We start from the raw sequence: 21,180 nt of genomic DNA, 5'->3' as shown, positions 1-21,180 counted from the left end.
ACGTCGACGACGCCGGAGCCGGCAGGCTCCCGGCGTCGTCTAACCGATGGCACACATGATCGGATATCGGGCAGACTAGGCCGGGTGTTGCTCACGATCTCCACGACCGTACGGCCCGCCACCGACCTCGGATTCCTGCTGCACAAGCACCCGGACCGGGTCCAGGAGTTCGGCCAGTCGTACGGCACGGCCCGCGTCTTCTACCCGGAGGCGGGCGAGGAGCGCTGCACGGCGGCGCTGATGCTCGACGTCGACCCGGTCCGCCTGGTGCGCTCGCGCGGCCGCTCCACCCCCGACTACGCGCTGGGCCAGTACGTCAACGACCGCCCCTACGCCGCGTCGTCGCTGCTGGCCGTGGCGCTGGCGGACGTGTTCCGCACGGCCCGCACCGGCCGCTGCGACAGCCGTCCGGAGCTGGCCGCCGGTCCCATCCCGCTGGAGATCACGCTGCCCGTACTGCCCTGCCGGGGCGGTCCCGAGATGGCCCACCGGTTCTTCGGACCGCTGGGCTGGACGGTCGAGGCCCAGGCCGTACCGCTGGACGAGGGGTTTCCCGAGTGGGGCGACTCCCGTTACGTGCGGCTGTCGCTGCGCGGCGAGGTACGGCTGGCCGACGCGCTCAACCACCTCTACGTGCTGCTGCCGGTGCTCGACGACGCCAAGCACTACTGGATCGCCCCCGACGAGGTGGACAAGCTGATCCGGGCGGGCGAGTCCTGGCTGGCCGCCCACCCCGAGAGGAGCTTGATCACCCGGCGCTACCTCGGCCGCCGGTGGGCCCTCGCCCGCACCGCCTTCGCCCGTCTGGCCGAGCTCGGCGACGACGTGGAGGAGGACCTCGAACCTCCCGTCGAGGAGGATCCCGCCACCGGCCCCGAGCCGGCGGCGGAGGTTCCCCCCTCGATGGAGCCGGGCGGCGAGCCTCCGGCGGTGCCCGCGGGGGAGGCGCCGGGGGAGCGGGACGCCGCGCCCAGGCGGCCCCTGAACGTCCTGCGCCGGGAGGCGGTGCTCGGGGCGCTGGCGGAGTCCGGGGCGCGCAGCGTCATCGACCTGGGGTGCGGGTCGGGGCAGCTGGTCGGGGCGCTGCTGGGCAGGCCGGAGTTGACCGCGGTGGCCGGGGTGGACGTGTCGGCGCAGGCGCTGGCGATCGCCGCCCGGCGGTTGAAGCTCGACCGGATGCCCGACCGGCAGCGGGAACGGCTGCGGCTGTTCCAGGGGGCGCTGACCTACACCGACGACCGGTTCGCCGGATACGACGCCGCCGTTCTCATGGAGGTGGTCGAGCACGTCGACCCGCCGCGGCTGAACGCGCTGGAGCGGGTCGTCTTCGGCGCCGCCCGGCCGGGGCAGGTGATCGTGACGACCCCCAACGCCGAGTACAACGTGCGCTACGACTTCCTGGAGGGCATGCGCCATCCCGACCACCGCTTCGAGTGGACGCGGGCGGAGTTCCAGGCGTGGGCGGCGGGGGTCTGCCGCGAGTACGGCTACCACGTCGCCTTCCGGCCGGTCGGCGACGACGACCCCGAGGTGGGCCCGCCCACCCAGATGGCCCTGTTCGGCAGGGGAAGCGCCGCGAACGCGGGAGGCGGAGATGACTGAGATCGCTGTGCCGGAGATGTCGCTGGTCGTGCTCGTCGGAGTGTCGGGGAGCGGCAAGTCGACCTTCGCCCGCAAGCACTTCGCGCCGACCCAGGTGGTCTCCTCGGACTTCTGCCGGGGCCTGGTGGCCGATGACGAGAACGACCAGACCGCCACCCCCGACGCCTTCGACGTGCTCGACTACATCGTCGGCACCCGGCTGCGGCGGGGGCTGCTCACGGTCGTGGACGCCACCAACGTCCAGTGGGAGGCGCGCAAGAAGCTGATCGAGCTCGCCAAGTCCCACAACGTGCTGGTCGACGCGATCGTCATGGACGTGCCGGAGGAGGTGGCGATCGAGCGGAACGAGGCCAGGCCCGACCGGGACTTCGGGCCCCATGTGATCCGGCGGCAGCGCAAGGACCTGCGGCGGTCCATGGCGAAGATCTCCCGGGACGGCTTCCGCCGGGTCCACGTGCTGCGGGGGACCGACGAGATCGAGGCCGCCACGGTCGTCCGGGAGAAGGCGTGGACCGACAGGCGCGAGCTGACCGGGCCGTTCGACATCATCGGCGACGTGCACGGATGCCGCGCCGAGCTGGAGACGCTGCTGCGCACCCTGGGCTGGGAGATCGAACCCGGCGGTACGGGCGCGACCCATCCCGAGGGCAGGACGGCGGTGTTCGTCGGCGACCTGGTGGACCGGGGGCCGGACTCGCCGGGCGTGCTCCGGCTGGTCATGGGTATGGTCGCGGCCGGGACCGCGCTGTGCGTGTCGGGCAACCACGAGCAGAAGCTGGCCCGCGCGCTCAACGGCCGCAAGGTCAGGGTCGCCCACGGGCTGCAGGAGTCGCTGGACCAGCTCGCCGCCGAGCCCGAGGAGTTCCGGGCGGCCGCCCTGGCCTTCATGGACGGGCTGATCAGCCACTACCAGCTCGACGGCGGCAGGCTCGTCGTCGCGCACGCCGGCCTCAAGGAGGCCTACCACGGCCGCGCCTCGGGTCGGGTGCGCTCCTTCGCGCTGTACGGCGACACCACCGGTGAGACCGACGAGTACGGCCTGCCGGTGCGCTACCCCTGGGCGCGGGAGTACCGGGGCCGGGCCATGGTCGTCTACGGTCACACCCCCGTCCCCGAGACTGAGTGGATCAACAACACGATCTGCCTGGACACCGGGGTCGTGTTCGGCGGAAGGCTGACCGCGCTGCGCTACCCGGCCAAGGAGATCGTCTCGGTGCCCGCCGAGAAGGTCTGGTACGAGTCGGTCAAGCCGTTCGCGGCCCCGGGCCACCGCGACCCCGGCGTGCTCTCCATCGACGACGTCCGGGGCGCCCAGCACATCGAGGTGCGCCACGGCGGCGGCCGTATCAAGGTCCGGGAGGAGAACTCCGCCGCGGCGCTGGAGATCATGAGCCGGTTCGCGGTCGATCCGCGCTGGCTGGTCTACCTTCCCCCGACGATGGCGCCGCCGGAGACCTCCAGGCTCGACGGCTACCTGGAGCATCCGGCCGAGGCGTTCGAGGAGTTCGCGGCCGCGGGGATCACCCGGGTGGTGTGCGAGGAGAAGCACATGGGCTCGCGGGCGGTGGCCGTACTGGCCAGGAGCCCGCAGGTGGCGGCGGCGCGGTTCGGGGTCACCGACGGTACCGCCGGAGCGGTCTACACCCGGACGGGCAGGCCGTTCTTCGACGACACCACCGAGCTGGTGGACCGGCTCGGACGGGCCTGCGCACCCCTCATGGACGAGCTGGGGTCGGACTGGCTCGCCCTCGACTGCGAGCTGCTGCCCTGGTCGGCCAAGGCGGAGGGTCTGATCCGCAGCCAGTACGCGTCGGTCGGGGCCGCGGCCCGCACCGCGCTGCCGGAGGCGGTCACCGTGCTGGAGGCGGCGGCGGGACGCGGGCTGGATGTGGGCGATCTGCTGGACCGCACCCGCCGCCGCCTGACCAACGCTGCCCGATTCCGGGACGCGTACGCGCGTTACTGCTGGCCGGTCTCCGGTCTGGACGGCGTACGGCTGGCGCCGTTCCAGGTCCTCGCCTGCGAGGGCCGGGCGACCGCCGTGCGGGAGCCGCACTCCTGGCACCTGGACGTGCTCTCCCGGCTCACCGACCCGCTGATCGCGCCCACCCGGCACGTGACCGTCGACCTGGCCTCGCAGGAGTCCAGGGACGCCGCGACCGCCTGGTGGTCGGCGCTGACCGCCGAGGGCGGGGAGGGCATGGTGGTCAAGCCGCTGGAGTGGCCGGGCCGTGCGGGAGCGGACGGGCGGGACGGCGCGACGGGCGCGGCCGTGCCCGAGGGCCGGGTGCAGCCGGGGATCAAGGTGCGCGGGCGGGAGTACCTGCGGATCATCTACGGCCCCGACTACACCGAGAGCCTGGAGGTCCTGCGCCACCGTTTCCTGGGCCGCAAGCGCTCCCTCGCCCTGCGCGAGCACGCCCTCGGGCTGGAGGCGCTGTCCAGGCTGGCCGAGGGTGAGCCGTTGTGGCGGGTGCACGAGGCGGTCTTCGCCGTTCTTGCACTGGAATCCGAGCCGGTGGACCCGCGTCTGTGACCTGCGGGTAAAGACAGGTGAAGAAGGAAGGCATTTTCCCGATTGGGACGATCGCTCCCCCTATACAGGTCCATATCGTTGGAGGCCGGACCATCAGGGGGGAACGTCGTGAGATTCGATCGTGCGGCTCTGCGGGAAGTCGTCGCCATCCACGACGACCAGGGAGTGCTGTCGTTCTACGTGACCGCCGACCCCCGGGAGGAGGCGGCGGTCCGGCCCGCCTGGCGGATCCGTTTCGGCAACCAGCTCGCCGAGCTGCGGGAGCAGGTCATGGCCGACGAGGACCGGGCGCGGCGGATGGCCGTCCTCAAAAGGCTGGAAGGGCTCGACCAGGATCTCGGGCTGCTGCTCAACCCGACCGAGTCCGGGCTGGGGCGGGTGCTGTACGCCCCGATCGGCAGTGACGAGGTGTGGACCTTCTCCTTCCAGCTGCCGGTCGCCGACCAGATCGTGCTGGAGTCGACCGCCTACGTCCGCCCGCTGGTCAACACGGTCGAGGCCGCGCCGCCCGCCGGGATCGCGCTCGTCTCCCGGGACGGACTGCGCATGATCGACTACCGGTACGGCCTGGCCGAGGACGCCGACAGGACGTACTTCGACGTCAGTGCCGAGGACTGGCGGCAGATGCGCGGCCCCGCCGCCTCGGAGCTCGCCCGGCAGGGCGCGGCGCACCGGGACAGGTTCGAGCGCCGGGTCGAGGACAACCTCACCAGGCTGCTGCGCGCCACCGGGCCGGACATCACCGAGCAGGCCGAGCGCCGGGGCTGGACCACGGTCGTGCTGATCGGAGACGTCCAGCTGACCGAGATCGTGGCGGCGGAGCTGAACGGCGACGTCATCCAGATCGACGCCGTGGTGGACTCGCTGCCCCCGGCGAAGATCGCCGAGTACGCGGAACCCCAGCTGACGGCCGCCCGGACCCGGCGCGGCGTCGAGCTGGCGGACCGGGTCAAGGACGCCGCCCTGTCCGGCGGGCGCGGATCCCTCGGCCTGGAGGAGACGCTCACCGCGCTCAACGACAGCCGGGTGGCGCAGCTCCTGCTGGCCGAGTCCCGCGAGTGGAGCGGCAGCCGTACCGCCGACGGGCGGCTCTGCCCGCCCGGCCAGGTGCCGCAGGGGGAGACGGCGCAGTCGCTCGTGCAGGAGTCCAGGATGGGGGAGCGCATGATCGAGCGCACCCTGGACATCGACGCCGAGGTGATCGTCCTGGACCAGAACGCCTCCGAGGCCCTCGCCGACTTCGACGGGGTCGCCGCGGTCCTGCGCTGGTAGGAGAGGCGGGTGCGGCCGGATGCCCGCATCTCTTCCCGGGGTGGGCATCCGGCCGGGACCTCTTCCCGGGGGCGTCCGGCCGTTCCGGGCCGCCGGTCGCGCACGGGATCCCACGACGGCCGCGCGCGCGGTCCGTGACGATCGCGCACGGCGCGTGACGCCCGGAGGCGGGGGTCCGCGACGAGAGCCGCGCTGATCCACAGCGAGGCGCTGTGAGACACTCGTCATTAAGTCGAATCATGTTTTCGCAGCTCATGGCATGAAAACCCCCCGAGCCGGATCGGCCGTGCTCTTCTACGCCGATCCAGGGATACCTACGTTCTTCGGGGGAAAGGACGGTCATGGTCGGTACCGCCTCTTCGGGCACTTCCAGTGAGCATCTCGGGCATGTCGTCTTCATCACCGCCGCGGCGGCGCTGGGCGGGTTCCTCTTCGGCTACGACAGCGCGGTCATCAACGGCGCCGTCACCGGGATCCAGAAGCACTTCCGCGTCGGCCCGGTCGAGATCGGCGTCGTGGTGGCGATCGCGCTGCTGGGCTCGGCGGTCGGCGCGTGGATCGCCGGAGGCATCGCCGACCGCTGGGGGCGCACCAGGACCATGCAGGTGGCAGCGCTCCTGTTCGCGGTCAGTTCCGTCGGCCAGGCGCTGCCGTTCGCGATCTGGGACCTGGCCTTCTGGCGGGTGCTCGCCGGCGTCGGGATCGGCATGGCCTCGGTGATCGGGCCCGCCTACATCGCCGAGGTCGCGCCACCCGCCTACCGGGGGCGCCTGGGATCCTTCCAGCAGCTCGCGATCGTGCTGGGCATCGCGGTCTCCCAGCTCGTCAACTACGCGATCGCGCAGACGGCAGGGGGCAACGTCAACAACGTGCTGTTCGGGCTGCAGGCCTGGCAGTGGATGCTCGGCGCCTGCCTGGTCCCCGCCCTGCTGTACCTGCTCTTCTCGACGATCATTCCCGAGTCGCCGCGCTTCCTCATCGCGATAGGGAAGACGGAGCAGGCGCGCCAGGTGCTCAGGGAGGTCGAAGGCGACAAGGTCGACCTGGACTCGCGGGTGACGGAGATCTACAACCTGCTGCGCAGCGAGCGCCCGCCGCGGATACGGGACCTGCGCGGCCCGGCGCTGGGACTGCTGCCGATCGTCTGGATCGGCATCCTGCTCTCGGTCTTCCAGCAGTTCGTCGGCATCAACGTCATCTTCTACTACTCCTCGTCGCTGTGGCAGTCGGTCGGCATCAACCAGAGCGACTCGCTGCTGATCAGCTTCTCCACCTCGATCATCAACATCGTCGGCACCTTCATCGCCATCGCTCTGGTCGACCGGATCGGCCGCAAGCCGCTGCTGCTGATCGGTTCCGCGGGCATGGCGGTCGCGCTCGCCACGGCCGCGTGGGCGTTCAGCGCGGGAGTCCGCACCGGCGACGCCGTCCGGCTGCCGGAGACGCAGGGCACCGTCGCCCTGGTCGCCGCACACGTCTTCGTGCTGTTCTTCGCGCTGTCGTGGGGCGTGGTCGTCTGGGTGCTGCTCGGCGAGATGTTCCCCAACAGGATCAGGGCCGCCGCGCTGTCGGTGGCCGCCTCGGCCCAGTGGGTGGCCAACTGGCTGATCACCGTCTCGTTCCCGTCCCTGGCGGCGTGGAACCTGTCCGGGGCCTACGTGGGCTACGCCTTCTTCGCCGTGCTGTCCTTCGTCTTCGTGCTGCTCAAGGTGAAGGAGACCAAGGGACGCAGGCTGGAGGAGATGGGTTAGGTTCGCACCCGTGTCTCCCGTCCCGCGTCCCTGGCGGGTTCCGTGTCTCCCGTGAATCCCGTCCCGCGTCCCTGGCAGGTTCCGTGTCTCCCGTGAAACCCGCCCCGAGGCCCCGGTGCCGCCCCCGGGGACTCCGGTGACCCCCGTGCCCACGGCGGAGCCCTCCGTCCCCGTGCCGCCGGACGGGCCGCGCGTCAAGGCCGTGCCGCCGACGAGGGCCGAGCTCGACGCGGCCAGGGGCCGGACGCTCAAGGACGTGCTCGGGCCGTCGCTGGACGTGCTGTTCTGCGGCATCAACCCCGGCCTCTACTCGGCGGCCACCGGTCACCATTTCGCCCGGCCGGGCAACCGGTTCTGGCCCGCGCTGCACCGTTCCGGCTTCACGCCCCGGCTGCTCGACCCGGCGGAGCAGGATCTCCTCCCCTCCTTCGGGCTGGGCATCACCAACGTGGTGGAGCGGGCCAGCGCGCAGGCGGCGGAGCTGACGCCGGAGGAGTTCCGCGAGGGCGGGGCGAGGCTGGCCCGGCTGGTCGCCGGGACCCGGCCCCGGGTGCTGGCCGTGGCGGGGGTGACCGCCTACAGGACGGCGTTCGGGCAGCCGAAGGCGGCCGTCGGGCCGCAGGCGACCGTGATCGGCGACACCGCGGTCTGGGTGCTGCCCAACCCGAGCGGCCTGAACGCCCACTGGACGCTGGAGGGGATCGCGGGGGAGATGCGGCGGCTCCGGGAGTCCCTCCGCTGACCGCGCCGCCGTACGGCCGCCATCGCGGGCCGGGTTCACGCGCGGCCGCCGATCGCCCCCGCCGTACGGCCGCCGCCCGCCCCCGCGAGGCCGGGCCCCGTACGGCCGCCGCGGCCCCTGACGGCCGGGTCCGTGCCCGGCGCGGACCCCCGTGCCGGCCGGGACGGTGCTCAGTGGCGGGGGCCGCCCCCGGCCCGGACGTGCTGCCACCGCCTGCGGTGGAGCATGCCCACGACGGCCATCGCCAGCCAGGCGAAGAAGACGAACTTGAGCGTCCAGAACCCGGCGGTCGCGACCCCGGCGACCAGTATCAGGATCAGGAACGGGGCGGCCGGCGGCCCGCCCCGGCGGCCCGGCCGGTGCCAGGACGCGGGGTGGTGGCCGCCCCGGCGCGGGCCGCGCCCGTGACGCCCGTGCCACGGCCCGGCCCGGCCGGAGTCCCGGGGGTCCCATCCGAGCGCGGGGCCGTCGCGGTCCTCGGGGCGGGGGCCGTACAGGTCGGGCAGGTCGGCCGAGGTCAGCGCCAGCTCGCGGCCGGTGCGCGCGGACAGGGTCAGCTCGATGCGCTCGTCGAGCTCCTCGTGGGTCAGGCGGCCCTGTGCGTAGTGCTCGCGCAGGGCCGTCACGGCCGCGTCGCGCTCGGCGTCTCCGATACGGAGGTCGTCCCGGGTCGTCATCGGGCCGCTCACTCCTCGCCGGAGTCGCCGTCGGCCAGGATCTGGTACAGCTTGCGACGCGTCTCGGTCAGGATCTGCTTGGCCTGGCGGATCTGCGCGTCGCTGCCGGTCTGCAGGATCTGGAGCATGGCGAACCCCGACTGGCGGGCCAGGTTCATCATCTCCCAGGTGCTGTCGTCGACGTCGGGCGTCATCTCCTCCCATGGGGCGCGCACCTCGTCGGCGTGCTCGGTCACGTAGGCCCGGCCCGCCTCGGTGAGGCGGAAGGACTTGCGGCCGTCGTTCTCCTCCGACAGGACCAGGCCCTCGTCGGTGAGCTGCTGCAGCGCCGGGTAGACCGCGCCGGGGCTGGGCTTCCAGCCGCCCTCGCTGCGCCGCTCGATCTCCTGGATGATCTGGTAGCCGTTGTGCGGCTCCTCGGTGAGCAGCGCGAGGATCGCCGCGCGGACGTCACCCCGCTTCGCCTTGCGCCCCCGGCCGAACGGCGGACGCCCGCCGAACGGGCCGCCGCGTCCCGGGCCGCCCCTGCCGAAGTCCCACGGGAAGGCGCCGCCGCCGAACGGGCCGCCGCGGTGCCCACGGTGCCGGTGCTCGTGGGGGGCCCAGCCGTGCGGGCCTGGCCCGCCGTGGTGGGACTCGCCCTGCTGCCAGCCGGCGGCCATGGTCCGCCAGGCCTCCCTGGCGGCGCGCTTCATCTCGCGCCGGAGCTCGTGCGGGACGGCCCTGCCCCAGTCGCCGCCCATCGTCTGTGCGGAAGTCATGATTCCTCCTTGTATCGCGATCGACTTTCGACCGCTCTCGATGCTTCAAAGATATATCGAGAACATTCTAACGACAAGTCTATGAGGTGATATGGGGGTTTTGCCTGGTCGGACCCCGACTGAATCACCCCGCCTCTTCCCCTCGATCGTCCCGATGAGTAAGGTGTGACCATCTAAACGGCTTAGGTGGTGTTGCATGACAGTTCAGCAGGAGCGGGTGAGCGGACCGGTGCGGCGGAACGAGACGGCGCTCGTCGGCTTCACCGTGGCGACCAACCTCGCCGACGGGGTGGCCAAGATCGTGCTTCCGCTGCTCGCGGTCGGGCTCACCGACTCCCCGGGCCTGGTCGCCGGAGTGGGGCTCGCCCTGACGCTGCCGTGGCTGCTGGCCTCGCTCCACGTCGGGGTGTTCGTCGACCGCAACGACCGCAGGCGGCTGGCGGCCGCGGCCAACCTGATCAGGCTCGTGGTCGCGCTGGGCGTGCTGGCGGCCGTCGCCGGCGACGCCCTGTCGCTGCCGCTGCTCTATCTCGCGGCCGCCTCCATCGGCCTGGCCGAGGTGGTGGCGGACTCCGCGGTCGGCGCCCTGGTCCCGGCGGCAGTGCCGAGGGAGCGGCTCGGCCGGGTCAACGCCTGGATCGCCGGCGCCGAGACCGTCGCCAACGAGTTCGCCGGCCCGGCCATCGGGGGCCTGCTGGTCGGCTTCGGCGCCGCGCTGGCTCTGGGTTCCTCGGCCGCCGCCTTCGCCCTCGGGGCGGTGCTGCTCGCGCTGCTGGCCGGCCGGTTCCGCGTGAGCGCCGCCGAGGAGCGGGACTCCGGGGGGGACCGCCGGCCGGGGAGCGTCCGGGCGGAGATGGTCGCGGGGCTGGTCTTCCTCTGGCGTCACCGCCTGCTCCGCACGATGTCACTGACCATCTCGGCGCTGGTGGCCTGCTGGAGCGCGTGGCTGGCCCTGCTGCCCTCCTACGCCGTCCGGCTGCTCGACCTCGACCCGGCGGGGTACGGCCTGCTGCTCAGCTCGATCGGCCTGGGAGGACTGCTCGGCGCCGTGCTCGTCACCACGGTCAACCGCCTGCTGGGCGTGCGCTGGGCGCTCTTCGTCGATCTGGTCGGCACGTTCGTCATGATGATCGTCCCGGCGGTGTTCCCCGAGGCCTGGGCGGTCGGCGCGGCCGCGTTCATCGGCGGCATGGGCGGCACGCTCTGGACGGTGAACAGCCGGACCCTGGCCCAGATGATCGTCCCGGACCGGCTGCTCGGCCGGTACGGCTCGGCCGCCCGCCTGCTGAGCTGGGGAATGCTCCCGATCGGGGCCGGTCTGGCCGGGCTGCTGGCCGAGATCGTGGGTCTGACCGGGGCTTTCGCGATCTTCGCGGTGGTGGCCGCGCTGCCCGTCGTGCCGTTCCTGATGACCGTCACCCAGAGTGACATCGAGATCGCTCAGCGAAGAAGTGAGCTAGATCACGTAATTCTCGGCTGATTTCGGAACAACCATCGAGACCTGCACGTTACAAAGGACATAGACGGGATTCGTTCCGTGCCGGAAGGGCTGGGGGGTGCTTTCGGTGCGGAACGGTCCCGTCTGTCGTTTCCGGGATGTGCGGGCGATCCGCCGGAGATTCTCCGGCGGATCGCCCGTCTCTCAGTAGACGTCCGCCGTCAAGAACTTCCACGGGTCGGGCGCGCGGCCCGCGCCGGCGCTCCACCGCTGCCCCGCGGCCCGCTGGAGCACGACCGCCGAGCCGTCCGAGGTCCCGGACGGGGCGATCGCCCATCCGGTGTCCTTGCGCGACAGGAACGTCCCGCCGGTCAGGTTCCACCGCATCGACGCCGAATACTGCCCGACCGCCGAGGAGCAGTTCGCCACCTGGATCGGCTGGCCGGCCGCGACCGTGCCTCCCTCCAGGTCCACGCAGAAGCCGGGGTCGGCCAGGTTGTGCAGCTGCCCGGAGACCGGGTTGTGCGCCCAGAACTGGTCGGCGTTGCCGTCGCACGTGTAGAGCACCAGGTTCGCCCCGCTCGCCGGGGAGTTGCCGGGCACGTCCAGGCACTTGCCGCCGGACCTGAGCTCGGTGTAGGTCAGCGCCTTCTTGGCCTCCCAGGTGAAGACCTGCCGGGAGTCGCCGGAGTCGCAGGCGGCCAGCGTCAGCCTGGCGCCCGGGGCGCCGCCGGTGAGCGTGGCGCACAGCGCGGGGGCGTCGGCGGCGTGCAGGCGCGCGCCGTCATGGGTCCAGCGCTGGGCGGCACTGCCGTTGCAGTCCCACACCTGGATCGCGGTGCCCGCGGTGAGCCGGCCGCCGTCGATGTCCGCGCAGCGGTCGTGGGAGAGCTCGGTGTGCAGGGACCTGCGCGTCGGGTCGTACCAGAAGGCCTGGTTGCGCGTGCCCTCGCAGGCCCAGCCGAGCAGCTTGCGGCCGTTGCGGCTGGAGTTGCCGTCCACGTCCAGGCAGTCGCCGGTCGCGCCGTTCCTGAGCTGCCTGAACTCGGGCAGGCCGGGGTAGAGCGCCGGGGTGAGGGTGCCGGCGGGGAGCATGCAGGTGGCCTGGGTGGTGTCGGCCGCGTAGAAGCGCCCCAGGCAGGCGCCGAAGGCGGCGTGCCCGGCGGAGTTGGGGTGGAAGGACTGCTGGGTCGCCCGGGGGTTGAACAGGTCGCCGTTCACCGCGTGCAGCCCGGTCACCCAGGGGCCGTCCATGCAGACCTCGCGGCCGTGGAAGAGCCTGCTGGCGTCCAGGTAGCGCGCGCCGGCCAGGCTCGCCGCCCTGCGGATGCCCTGCTCGAAGATCGGCACCGCCTTGTTGCGGGCGAAGGCCAGGTCGGAGAGGTAGCCGAGGCAGCCGCCGTTGTACCAGCCGGGGAAGTTCGGGTTGTCCTCCACGTCCGGGCTGGCGGGGCCGGGATAGCTCATGGCGACGAGCTGGTAGTCCGCCGCGGTGTAGCCCGCCTCCGTCATGATCTGCTGGATGTCGCGCAGGGCCTTCTCCACCCGGGGCACGATGAAGTCGATCCGGCCCGCCCAGCTCGGCGAGTGCTTGGGCCAGCAGTTCCCCTTGAACAGGACCCGGTTCTCCACGCACCCGGTCATGGTCGGCCCGAACTCCGGGCCTCCGGCGTCGTTGGCCCCGACCACCACCGTGATCATCTTGATGCGCGTGTTGCGGGCCTTGATCGCCAGGTTGTCGCCCTGGTTGAGCTCGTTGTACTGGTGGGTCCCGCCGATGGTGATGTCGTTGGTCTGCCCGCCGGAGCAGGCGAGGTTGAAGGTCGCGTCGGCAGGGATCCCGGTGACGTGGATCGCGGCCTTCTTCGATCGGTGGCACCAGTTGTCGGGTCCGTCCGTTCCCTGTTCATAGAGAGAACGGTCGAAGGCGCCCTCACCGGAGATCTCGCTGTCGCCCAGCGAGACGAGTCCGGTCTTGCGCTGATCCATGGGCCGGATGGCCTCGTCGCCGTAGAGCTTGACGGCCTCGGCCCTGCGGACGCTCTCCAGCGCCGCGGGGAGCGGTCTGACGTCGTTCTGTACGGCATGCGCCGTCGGGGCGGCGAGGACGGCTCCGGTGACCGCGACGAGCGCGGCCATGACGAGTCCGGGCAGGCGGAGGGGCATGGGGGGTTACCTCTCGCGAAGGGATGGGGACATCAACACAAGCGCTTGTTACGTTCAGGTAACCTCAAAATCCGAAAAAGATGAACAGCGCTCATGTATCGGATTGATCTCACTGGATCGACGCGCCGATGATGCAAAATGGCACGGTCCTCCTCTTGAAGCGGGCTTTGCCGTAAAGTCACTTGACGTGATCTTGATGGGGGTGGCCGGCCGATGATGGGACACACGCACGCGCTGACGGGTGCGATCGCCTGGCTGGGGGTGGCGCCGACACTGGCCGCCCTGCCACTGCTCACCGAGTCCACCCGGTTCATCGAGACCGGGGTCATGGTGAACGCGCTCACCCCGGCCGAGTTCGTCGCCGGGGCGCTGATCTGTTCCGGGGCCGCGATGCTCCCCGACCTCGACCATCCCAGCGCGACGATCGCCCAGACCTTCGGCCCGATCACGTGGGGGCTGAGCAAGGCCATCGCGTGGCTGAGCGGCGGTCACCGCAACGCCACCCACTCGCTGCTGTTCGCCGTCGGCGCCGGATTCGGCGCCCACTACCTGGCCAACACCTATCCGATCGGCCGCGACATCATGGTCGTGCTGCTCATCGGACTGGCGCTGCGGGCGATCGGGATCGGCATCCCGGGCAAGAAGTTCGCCTCGGCGATGGTCAACATCGGCCTGACCGTCGGGCTGTTCGCGGTGTTCCGCAGCGACAACGTGGGCTACGCCTGGCTGGGGCTGGCGGTCGCGATCGGGTGCCTGGCCCACGTCATCGGTGACTGCTGCACGGAGAAGGGCTGTCCGGTGCTGTGGCCGATGCGGCAGCGGTGGCTGCTGCCGTGGAAGATCGGGATCAAGACCGGCCGCGCCTTCGAGCAGAAGTTTCTCGCGCCGGTACTTTCCGTCGTCGTTCTCGGGCTGCTGTACTTCCGCCTCGCCCCGCTCTGAGCATACTGGTGGGTAACTTGATGTCGAGATATCCGTGGCGATATCTTGATGTCGAGACATCTGCTGCGGCCGGCGGGTTCCGGGTTAGGCATACCTAACTGACGTGGGCACTCCGGTGGTGCGGCAGGATTCAATTGCGCCTTTTATGGTTGGCGCGCCGGACAACTGGGTGATGAGGGAGGCGAACCGTGTCCACGAACAGCTTCGGCAGCCGTGACACGCTCCGCGTCGGTGACGCGGGATACGAGATCTACCGGCTGGACGCCGTCGAGGGGTCGGGACGCCTCCCGTACAGCCTGAAGATCCTTCTGGAGAACCTGCTCCGTACCGAGGACGGCGCGAACATCACCGCCGACCACATCCGGGCACTCGGCCAGTGGGACCCCAACGCAGCGCCGAGTGTGGAGATCCAGTTCACCCCGGCCCGCGTGATCATGCAGGACTTCACCGGAGTCCCCTGCGTCGTTGACCTGGCCACGATGCGCGAGGCCGTCCGCGACCTCGGCGGCGACCCCGCCAGGATCAACCCGCTCGCCCCGGCCGAGATGGTCATCGACCACTCCGTCATCGTCGACTTCTTCGGCGGCCCGGACTCCTTCCAGCGCAACGTCGACAGGGAGTACGAGCGCAACCGCGAGCGCTACCAGTTCCTGCGCTGGGGCCAGACCGCCTTCGACGAGTTCAAGGTCGTCCCGCCGGGCACCGGCATCGTGCACCAGGTGAACATCGAGCACCTGGCCCGCGTGGTGATGATCCGCGACGGCAAGGCCTACCCCGACACCTGCGTCGGCACCGACTCCCACACCACGATGGAGAACGGCATCGGCGTCCTCGGCTGGGGCGTCGGCGGCATCGAGGCCGAGGCCGCGATGCTCGGCCAGCCGATCTCCATGCTGATCCCGCGCGTGGTCGGCTTCAAGCTGACCGGCAAGCTCCCCGCCGGGGCCACCGCCACCGACCTGGTCCTCACGATCACCGAGATGCTGCGCAAGCACGGCGTCGTCGGCAAGTTCGTGGAGTTCTACGGCGAGGGCGTCTCCAGCGTGCCGCTGGCCAACCGCGCCACGATCGGCAACATGAGCCCCGAGTTCGGCTCCACCTGCGCGATCTTCCCGATCGACGGCCAGACGATCGACTACCTCACGCTGACCGGCCGCTCCGCCGAGCAGGTCGCGCTGGTCGAGGCCTACGCCAAGGCCCAGGGCCTGTGGCTGGACCCGGAGGCCGAGGAGCCGGTCTTCTCCGAATACATCGAGCTGGACCTGGCCACGGTCGTCCCGTCCATCGCCGGTCCCAAGCGCCCGCAGGACCGCATCGCCCTGTCGGACGCCAAGAGCGCCTGGCGCGCGGCCGTCAAGGACTACGCCCCGAGCATCCAGGGCCCGCTCGACGAGTCGTCCGACGAGTCGTTCCCCGCCTCCGACTCCCCGGCGGTCTCCCACGAGAGCAACGGCGACAAGCCGCACGCCCCCGGCCTCAACGGCGACCGCCCGCGCAAGCCGGTCCAGGTCACGCTGGCCGACGGCACGAGCTTCGAGATCGACCACGGCGTGGTGACCATCGCGGCCATCACCAGCTGCACCAACACCTCCAACCCGTTCGTCATGATGGGCGCCGCGCTGCTCGCCAAGAACGCGGTCGACAAGGGCCTGACCCGCAAGCCGTGGGTCAAGACCTCCCTCGCCCCGGGCTCGCAGGTCGTCACCGGCTACTTCGAGCGCTCCGGCCTCCAGCCGTACCTCGACAAGCTCGGCTTCAACCTGGTCGGCTACGGCTGCACCACCTGCATCGGCAACTCCGGCCCGCTGCAGGAGGAGATCTCCGCCGCCATCCAGGCCAATGACCTCGCGGTCACCGCGGTGCTGTCCGGCAACCGTAACTTCGAGGGCCGGATCAACCCCGACGTCAAGATGAACTACCTGGCCTCGCCGCCGCTGGTCGTCGCCTACGCCCTCGCGGGCACCATGGACCTCGACCTGAACACCGAGCCGCTGGGCACCGGGACCGACGGCGAGCCGGTGTTCCTCGCCGACATCTGGCCCTCGGCGGAGGACATCTCGGCGGCCGTCGCCTCCTCCATCGACCAGGACATGTTCCTGCACGACTACGCCGACGTGTTCAAGGGCGACGAGACCTGGCGCTCGCTGCCGATCCCGACCGGCGACACCTTCGAGTGGGACCCGGCCTCGACCTACGTCCGCAAGGCCCCCTACTTCGACGGCATGCCCGCCTCCCCGGAGCCGGTGACCGACATCTCCGGCGCCCGGGTGCTCGCCAAGCTGGGCGACTCGGTCACCACCGACCACATCTCCCCGGCCGGCTCCATCAAGCCCGGCACCCCGGCGGCGGAGTACCTGCGCGAGAACGGCGTCGCGGTCAAGGACTTCAACTCCTACGGCTCCCGCCGGGGCAACCACGAGGTGATGATCCGTGGCACCTTCGCCAACATCCGGCTGAAGAACCTGCTGCTCAACGGTGTGGAGGGCGGCTACACCCGCGACTTCACCCTTGAGGGCGGCCCGCAGTCCTTCATCTACGACGCCTCCGCCAACTACCAGGCGGCGGGGATCCCGCTCGTCGTCCTGGCGGGCAAGGAGTACGGCTCCGGCTCCTCGCGTGACTGGGCGGCCAAGGGCACCGCGCTGCTCGGCGTCCGCGCCGTGATCGCCGAGTCCTACGAGCGCATCCACCGCTCGAACCTGATCGGCATGGGCGTGCTGCCGCTGCAGTTCCCCGAGGGCGAGACGGCCGAGTCGCTGGGCCTGACCGGCGAGGAGACCTTCGACTTCGTCGGTGTCGAGGAGCTCAACAAGGGCGGCGTCCCGCAGACCGTGACGGTCAGGGCCGACGGCAAGGAGTTCCAGGCGGTCGTGCGCATCGACACCCCCGGCGAGGCGGACTACTACCGCCACGGCGGCATCATGCAGTACGTCTTGCGCTCCCTGCTCGCCAAGAGCTGAGGCAGGGGGGGCGGGGCCGCACGCAAGCCTCGCCCGCAAAAAGGGGGAACACCCCGGACGAGAGCCGCCCGGCGGGACATCATCCCGCCGGGCGGTTCCGCGTCCGGAGCCGGTCGTCGACTTCCCGTCCAAGGGGGACGTCACGCCGGCCGCCGGCGCCGAGCTGTGGCCGAGACGGCTGCGGGAGGTGGGCGGGCGCGCGTTCGGTGGACCGGTGCCGGTCCGCCCGCGGCAGACGCTCGAGGTGAGTCTCGGCGACATGGACGACGGCTGGGAGCGGCGTTTCCCGCCCGCCCGTGCGCTCACCGCGAAGGTGCCGCCGGTGCGGGCGCGCAGCCTGCGCTACCGCAACGAGACCGCCGAGACCGCCGATGCCGCCGTCGAGCGGGTCGGCGCGCGCAGGGCTCGCGGGGGACGTACGGCTCCGCCCCGCGGTGGAGATCATGATCGCGGCCTGGCCCTGCGCGGCTCTCACCTGTACCGGGACGGGAGGCGTGGGCGGGCGCGAAAGGCTCGGCCGCCTGCTCGACGAGACGTTCGCCGCCGTGCCCGGCGGCATCAACCTGGCGATCTGAGGAGCCGTAGGTCCGAGGGGGCGTCGTGCCCGGTGGCATCGGCCTGCCGGACTCAGGGTCCGCCGTGCCCGGGGGTGTCGCTCCGCGGGCCGAGGGTCTGCCGTGCCCGGCGGTGCCGCTCCGCGGGCCGAGTGGGCGTCGTGCCCGGGGGTGTTGCTCCGCGGGCTGAGGGTCTGCCGTGCCCGGGGGTATCGCTCCGCGGGCCGAGTGGCGTCCGGCCTGCGCGGATCGCGATCCGCGCCGCCGGATCGTGTGCCGTGAACGGCCGGGTGTCGCCCGCGCGCGTGAGCCCCATGCCGTCCGGGGCCGCAGGCCTTTCCGTTGATCGCGCAGAGTACCGCCGGTTAAGTCCGCGTTTCTGGATTGTTACCGGCCACAACAAACTTTACCGTTGGAGGGTCTGGCTTTCCTGGCCAGCGCGGAATACGTTGCCGCAAACAACATTCAACGGAACGGCACACCGAGACCCGGCAAGTCGTGCCCGCGAATTCGCCATGCTCCACCCTCAGACCCCCCACTTTTCGAAGAAAGGACCCGTGCATCATGCGCAAGGGGATCCTCAGCCTGACCGCCGCCGCTGCGGCGATGACCCTCGGTCTCACCGCCTGCGGGGGCGAGAGCGGCGACACCACCACCGCCCAGAACAGCGCCGCCCCCGCCGAGAGCAAGGCCGCCGGAAAGGTCGGCGTCATCCTGCCGGACAGCAAGTCCTCCGCCCGCTGGGAGACCGCGGACCGCAAGTACCTGGAGGAGGCGTTCAAGGCCGCGGGCGTCGCCTACGACATCCAGAACGCCCAGGGTGACAAGACCCAGTTCCAGACCATCGCCGACCAGATGATCACCAATGGCGCGACCGTGCTGATGATCGTCAACCTGGACAGCGGCACCGGCAAGGCCGTGCTCGACAAGGCCAAGGCCCAGGGTGTGGCCACCATCGACTACGACCGCCTCACCCTCAACGGCGGCGCCTCCTACTACGTCAGCTTCGACAACACCAAGGTCGGCACCCTGCAGGGTGAGGGCCTGGTGAAGTGCCTGACCGACAAGAAGGCCGACAAGCCGATCGTGGCCGAGCTCAACGGCTCGCCCACCGACAACAACGCCACGCTGTTCAAGAACGGCTACGACGGCGTGCTCAAGCCCAAGTACGACGCCAAGGAGTACGTCAAGGGCCCGGACCAGTCCGTGCCGGACTGGGACAACGCGCAGGCGGGCACGATCTTCGAGCAGATGCTCACCGAGCAGCCGAAGATCGCCGGCGTGCTGGCCGCCAACGACGGCCTGGGCAACGCCGCCATCGCCGTGCTGAAGAAGAACAGCCTCAACGGCAAGGTCCCGGTCACCGGCCAGGACGCCACCGTGCAGGGTCTGCAGAACATCCTCGCCGGCGACCAGTGCATGACGGTCTACAAGGCGATCAAGAAGGAGGCCGACGCGGGGGCCGCGCTCGCCATCGCGCTGGCCAAGGGTGAGAAGCCCGCGGCCTCCGGTTCGGTGAAGGACACCGAGAGCGGCGCGGACGTGCCGGCGGTCCTGCTCGACCCGCAGGCCATCTTCTTCGACAGCGTCAAGGACGTCGTGGCAGACGGGTTCGTGACCAAGGACGAGCTGTGCGCCGGCGAGTTCGCCGCCAAGTGCACCGAGGCCGGAATCCAGTAACGCGCCGGGGGCACGGCCGGCGGACCCCGCCGGCCGTGCCCCCGTACCCGAGGAGCCCCACATGACCCCCGTTCTGGAACTCCGCGGGATCGACAAGAGCTTCGGTCCCGTGCAGGTTCTCCACGACGTCGCCTTCTCCGTCTACCCCGGGGAGGTGACCGCGCTGGTCGGCGACAACGGCGCGGGCAAGTCCACCCTCGTCAAGTGCGTCGGCGGCATCCACCCGATCGACTCGGGCGAGTATCTCTTCGACGGCAAGCCCGTCCAGATCCACAGCCCGCGTGACGCCGCGGAACTGGGTATCGAGATCGTCTACCAGGACCTCGCGCTCTGCGACAACCTCGACATCGTCCAGAACATGTTCCTCGGCCGTGAGCACAAGCGCGGCCTCGTGCTCGACGAGGACACGATGGAGGAGATGGCGGCCAAGACCCTGGAGAGCCTGTCGGTCAGGACCGTCAAGTCCATCCGCCAGCACGTCGCCAGTCTCTCCGGCGGCCAGCGGCAGACCGTGGCCATCGCCAAGGCCGTGCTCTGGAACAGCAAGGTCGTCATCCTCGACGAGCCCACCGCCGCGCTCGGCGTGGCCCAGACGGCACAGGTGCTGGAACTGGTCCGCCGCCTGGCCGACCAGGGCCTGGCCGTCGTGCTGATCTCACACAACATGAACGACGTGTTCGCCGTGTCCGACCGGATCGCAGCCCTCTACCTCGGCCGGATGGCGGCCCAGGTGAAGACCTCCGACGTCACTCACGCGCAGGTCGTCGAACTGATCACCTCTGGCCGGAGCGGGGACCTCGGCCTCACCAACGGAGTCACGGTATGAGCGCCACGATTTCCCCCGAGCGCAAGGCCGAGGCGCCCTCGATCAGCGCCAACGTCCGCGGTTACGCCGAGCGGGTGCGCGGTGGCGACATGGGCGCGCTGCCCGCCGTGTTCGGCCTCGTCGTGCTCTGCACGGTCTTCGCCGTCCTGCGCCCCTCCTTCCTCACCGCGGGCAACTTCGCCAACCTGCTCACCCAGGGCGCCGCGGTCACCGTGATCGCCATGGGCCTGGTCTTCGTGCTGCTCCTGGGCGAGATCGACCTGTCGGCGGGCTTCGCCAGCGGTGTCTGCGCCTCGATCCTGGCGATCCTGCTCACCAACCAGGGTCTGCCCTGGTACGTGGCGGTGGGCGCGGCCATCCTGGCCGGTGTGGTGATCGGCGCCACGCTCGGCTCCATCGTCACCAAACTCGGCATCCCCTCCTTCGTGGTGACGCTCGCCGCCTTCCTGGCCTTCCAGGGGCTCGTCCTCCTGCTGATCAAGGGTGGCACCATCATCGCCATCCGCGACGAGACGATCCTCGCCGTCGCCAACAAGAACCTCCCGCCCGCGCTGGGCTGGGGGCTGCTGGTGGCCGGCGTCGCCGCCTACGCAGGGCTGCAGCTGCTGCGGGCACGCAAGCGGGCCGTCCGGGGCCTGGCGTCCGACCCGATCTCGCTGATCGCGGTCCGGGTGGGGGCACTGGCACTGCTCGGCGGGCTCGCGGTCTACTTCCTCAACGTGGAGCGCAGCCGCAACGCGGCGGTCGTCTCGCTCGCGGGCGTGCCGATCGTGGTGCCGGTCATCGTGGTGCTCCTGCTGATCTGGACGTTCGTGCTCCGCCGTACCGCGTTCGGACGCCACCTCTACGCGGTCGGCGGCAACGCCGAGGCCGCGCGGCGGGCGGGCATCAACGTCGACCGGATGAAGATCAGCGCGTTCGTGATCTGCTCCTCCATGGCCGCCGTCGGCGGCATCATCGCGGCGTCCCGGGCCAGCTCGGTCGACCCCAACACCGGCGGCAGCAACGTGCTGCTGTACGCGGTGGGCGCCGCCGTCATCGGCGGGACCAGTCTGTTCGGCGGCAAGGGCCGGGTGCTGGACGCGATCCTCGGCGGTACCGTGGTCGCGGTCATCGAAAACGGCATGGGCCTGATGGGCTACAGCTCCGGCGTGAAGTTCATGGTCACCGGCTCGGTACTGCTGCTGGCCGCAGGGGTGGACGCACTGTCCCGCAAGCGGGCGGCCGCCACTGGTCTAAGGTGATCAGCGACCCCGACCCCCCGAAGGAAACC

The 21,180-nt window shown here is 70.9% G+C and carries 15 protein-coding genes; 12 read left to right on the top strand and 3 right to left on the bottom strand.

Features of this window, described 5'->3' with window-relative positions; translation table 11 throughout:
* Window positions 1-84: 84 nt before the first annotated feature.
* The 5 genes from SROS_RS32610 (at window position 85) to mug (ending at window position 7,903) form a co-directional block, all read left to right on the top strand.
* On the top strand, window positions 85-1,602 hold the full coding sequence (locus tag SROS_RS32610) for a 3' terminal RNA ribose 2'-O-methyltransferase Hen1 (RefSeq protein ID WP_043653370.1): 1,518 nt from the start codon (window positions 85-87) through the stop codon (window positions 1,600-1,602).
* Window positions 1,595-4,138, top strand: a complete 2,544-nt coding sequence (locus tag SROS_RS32605; protein WP_012893192.1) for a polynucleotide kinase-phosphatase — start codon at window positions 1,595-1,597, stop codon at window positions 4,136-4,138. Before SROS_RS32610 ends, SROS_RS32605 begins: the two co-directional genes overlap by 8 nt.
* Window positions 4,139-4,246: 108 nt before the next feature.
* Complete coding sequence (locus tag SROS_RS32600) at window positions 4,247-5,410, top strand: VLRF1 family aeRF1-type release factor (protein ID WP_012893191.1); 1,164 nt, start codon at window positions 4,247-4,249, stop codon at window positions 5,408-5,410.
* A gap of 341 nt (window positions 5,411-5,751) precedes the next feature.
* Entirely contained in the window at window positions 5,752-7,161 is a 1,410-nt protein-coding gene (locus tag SROS_RS32595; RefSeq protein ID WP_012893190.1) for a sugar porter family MFS transporter, read from the top strand.
* A 172-nt stretch (window positions 7,162-7,333) separates the two neighbouring features.
* Entirely contained in the window at window positions 7,334-7,903 is a 570-nt protein-coding gene (mug, locus tag SROS_RS32590) for a G/U mismatch-specific DNA glycosylase (RefSeq protein WP_043657289.1), read from the top strand.
* Window positions 7,904-8,073: 170 nt separating this feature from the next.
* On the opposite strand, the gene SROS_RS46370 is transcribed toward mug, so the two are convergent.
* Window positions 8,074-8,580: a DUF1707 SHOCT-like domain-containing protein gene (locus tag SROS_RS46370; RefSeq protein ID WP_012893188.1), complete on the bottom strand. Its 507-nt coding sequence runs from the start codon at window positions 8,578-8,580 to the stop codon at window positions 8,074-8,076.
* 8 nt (window positions 8,581-8,588) lie between these two features.
* The gene (locus tag SROS_RS32580) at window positions 8,589-9,341 is read right to left on the bottom strand and encodes a PadR family transcriptional regulator (protein WP_012893187.1); all 753 of its coding nucleotides are present in this window, start codon (window positions 9,339-9,341) and stop codon (window positions 8,589-8,591) included.
* Between the two features lie 196 nt (window positions 9,342-9,537).
* On the opposite strand from SROS_RS32580, the gene SROS_RS32575 reads away from it, so the two are divergent.
* Window positions 9,538-10,821, top strand: a complete 1,284-nt coding sequence (locus SROS_RS32575; protein ID WP_012893186.1) for an MFS transporter — start codon at window positions 9,538-9,540, stop codon at window positions 10,819-10,821.
* Window positions 10,822-10,983: 162 nt separating this feature from the next.
* Here the strand turns inward: SROS_RS32575 and SROS_RS32570 are convergent, their stop codons facing one another.
* On the bottom strand, window positions 10,984-12,945 hold the full coding sequence (locus SROS_RS32570; protein ID WP_012893185.1) for a ricin-type beta-trefoil lectin domain protein: 1,962 nt from the start codon (window positions 12,943-12,945) through the stop codon (window positions 10,984-10,986).
* Window positions 12,946-13,158: 213 nt separating this feature from the next.
* Here SROS_RS32570 and SROS_RS32565 point away from each other — a divergent pair, with 213 nt between their 5' ends.
* The 6 genes from SROS_RS32565 to SROS_RS32545 all read left to right on the top strand — a co-directional run bounded on the left by SROS_RS32565 (window position 13,159) and on the right by SROS_RS32545 (window position 21,151).
* A complete protein-coding gene (locus SROS_RS32565; protein WP_012893184.1) occupies window positions 13,159-13,887 on the top strand; it encodes a metal-dependent hydrolase in 729 nt (242 codons plus the stop codon).
* Window positions 13,888-14,075: 188 nt separating this feature from the next.
* The gene (gene acnA / locus SROS_RS32560) at window positions 14,076-16,847 is read left to right on the top strand and encodes an aconitate hydratase AcnA (RefSeq protein ID WP_012893183.1); all 2,772 of its coding nucleotides are present in this window, start codon (window positions 14,076-14,078) and stop codon (window positions 16,845-16,847) included.
* 371 nt (window positions 16,848-17,218) lie between these two features.
* Entirely contained in the window at window positions 17,219-17,422 is a 204-nt protein-coding gene (locus SROS_RS50140) for a hypothetical protein (protein WP_012893182.1), read from the top strand.
* 543 nt (window positions 17,423-17,965) lie between these two features.
* Window positions 17,966-19,081, top strand: coding sequence for a sugar ABC transporter substrate-binding protein (locus SROS_RS32555; protein WP_012893181.1), 1,116 nt, complete (start codon window positions 17,966-17,968; stop codon window positions 19,079-19,081).
* 61 nt (window positions 19,082-19,142) lie between these two features.
* Window positions 19,143-19,907 carry an ATP-binding cassette domain-containing protein gene (locus SROS_RS32550; protein WP_012893180.1) on the top strand — a complete coding sequence of 255 codons (765 nt, stop codon included), beginning with the start codon at window positions 19,143-19,145 and terminating at the stop codon, window positions 19,905-19,907.
* Window positions 19,904-21,151 (top strand): sugar ABC transporter permease, encoded by a 1,248-nt coding sequence (locus SROS_RS32545; protein WP_012893179.1) that lies wholly within the window; start codon window positions 19,904-19,906, stop codon window positions 21,149-21,151. The genes SROS_RS32550 and SROS_RS32545 overlap by 4 nt, the downstream gene beginning before the upstream one ends.
* Window positions 21,152-21,180 lie beyond the last annotated feature (29 nt).

Origin of the sequence: Streptosporangium roseum DSM 43021 (assembly GCF_000024865.1) — a bacterium.
GTDB lineage: Bacteria > Actinomycetota > Actinomycetes > Streptosporangiales > Streptosporangiaceae > Streptosporangium > Streptosporangium roseum.
Note: the sequence above shows the minus strand (reverse complement) of the source record. Positions and strands in the feature narration are given on the sequence as shown.

Bases quoted from the DNA above. Each gene is read 5' to 3' on its own strand.
- SROS_RS32605 (WP_012893192.1), top strand. From the start codon at position 1,595: ATGACTGAGATCGCTGTGCCGGAGATGTCGCTGGTCGTGCTCGTCGGA.
- SROS_RS32570 (WP_012893185.1), bottom strand. From the start codon at position 12,945: ATGCCCCTCCGCCTGCCCGGACTCGTCATGGCCGCGCTCGTCGCGGTC.
- SROS_RS46370 (WP_012893188.1), bottom strand. From the start codon at position 8,580: ATGACGACCCGGGACGACCTCCGTATCGGAGACGCCGAGCGCGACGCG.
- SROS_RS32550 (WP_012893180.1), top strand. From the start codon at position 19,143: ATGACCCCCGTTCTGGAACTCCGCGGGATCGACAAGAGCTTCGGTCCC.
- SROS_RS50140 (WP_012893182.1), top strand. From the start codon at position 17,219: ATGCCGCCGTCGAGCGGGTCGGCGCGCGCAGGGCTCGCGGGGGACGTA.
- SROS_RS32575 (WP_012893186.1), top strand. From the start codon at position 9,538: ATGACAGTTCAGCAGGAGCGGGTGAGCGGACCGGTGCGGCGGAACGAG.
- SROS_RS32555 (WP_012893181.1), top strand. From the start codon at position 17,966: ATGCGCAAGGGGATCCTCAGCCTGACCGCCGCCGCTGCGGCGATGACC.
- SROS_RS32565 (WP_012893184.1), top strand. From the start codon at position 13,159: ATGATGGGACACACGCACGCGCTGACGGGTGCGATCGCCTGGCTGGGG.
- SROS_RS32545 (WP_012893179.1), top strand. From the start codon at position 19,904: ATGAGCGCCACGATTTCCCCCGAGCGCAAGGCCGAGGCGCCCTCGATC.
- SROS_RS32595 (WP_012893190.1), top strand. From the start codon at position 5,752: ATGGTCGGTACCGCCTCTTCGGGCACTTCCAGTGAGCATCTCGGGCAT.
- SROS_RS32580 (WP_012893187.1), bottom strand. From the start codon at position 9,341: ATGACTTCCGCACAGACGATGGGCGGCGACTGGGGCAGGGCCGTCCCG.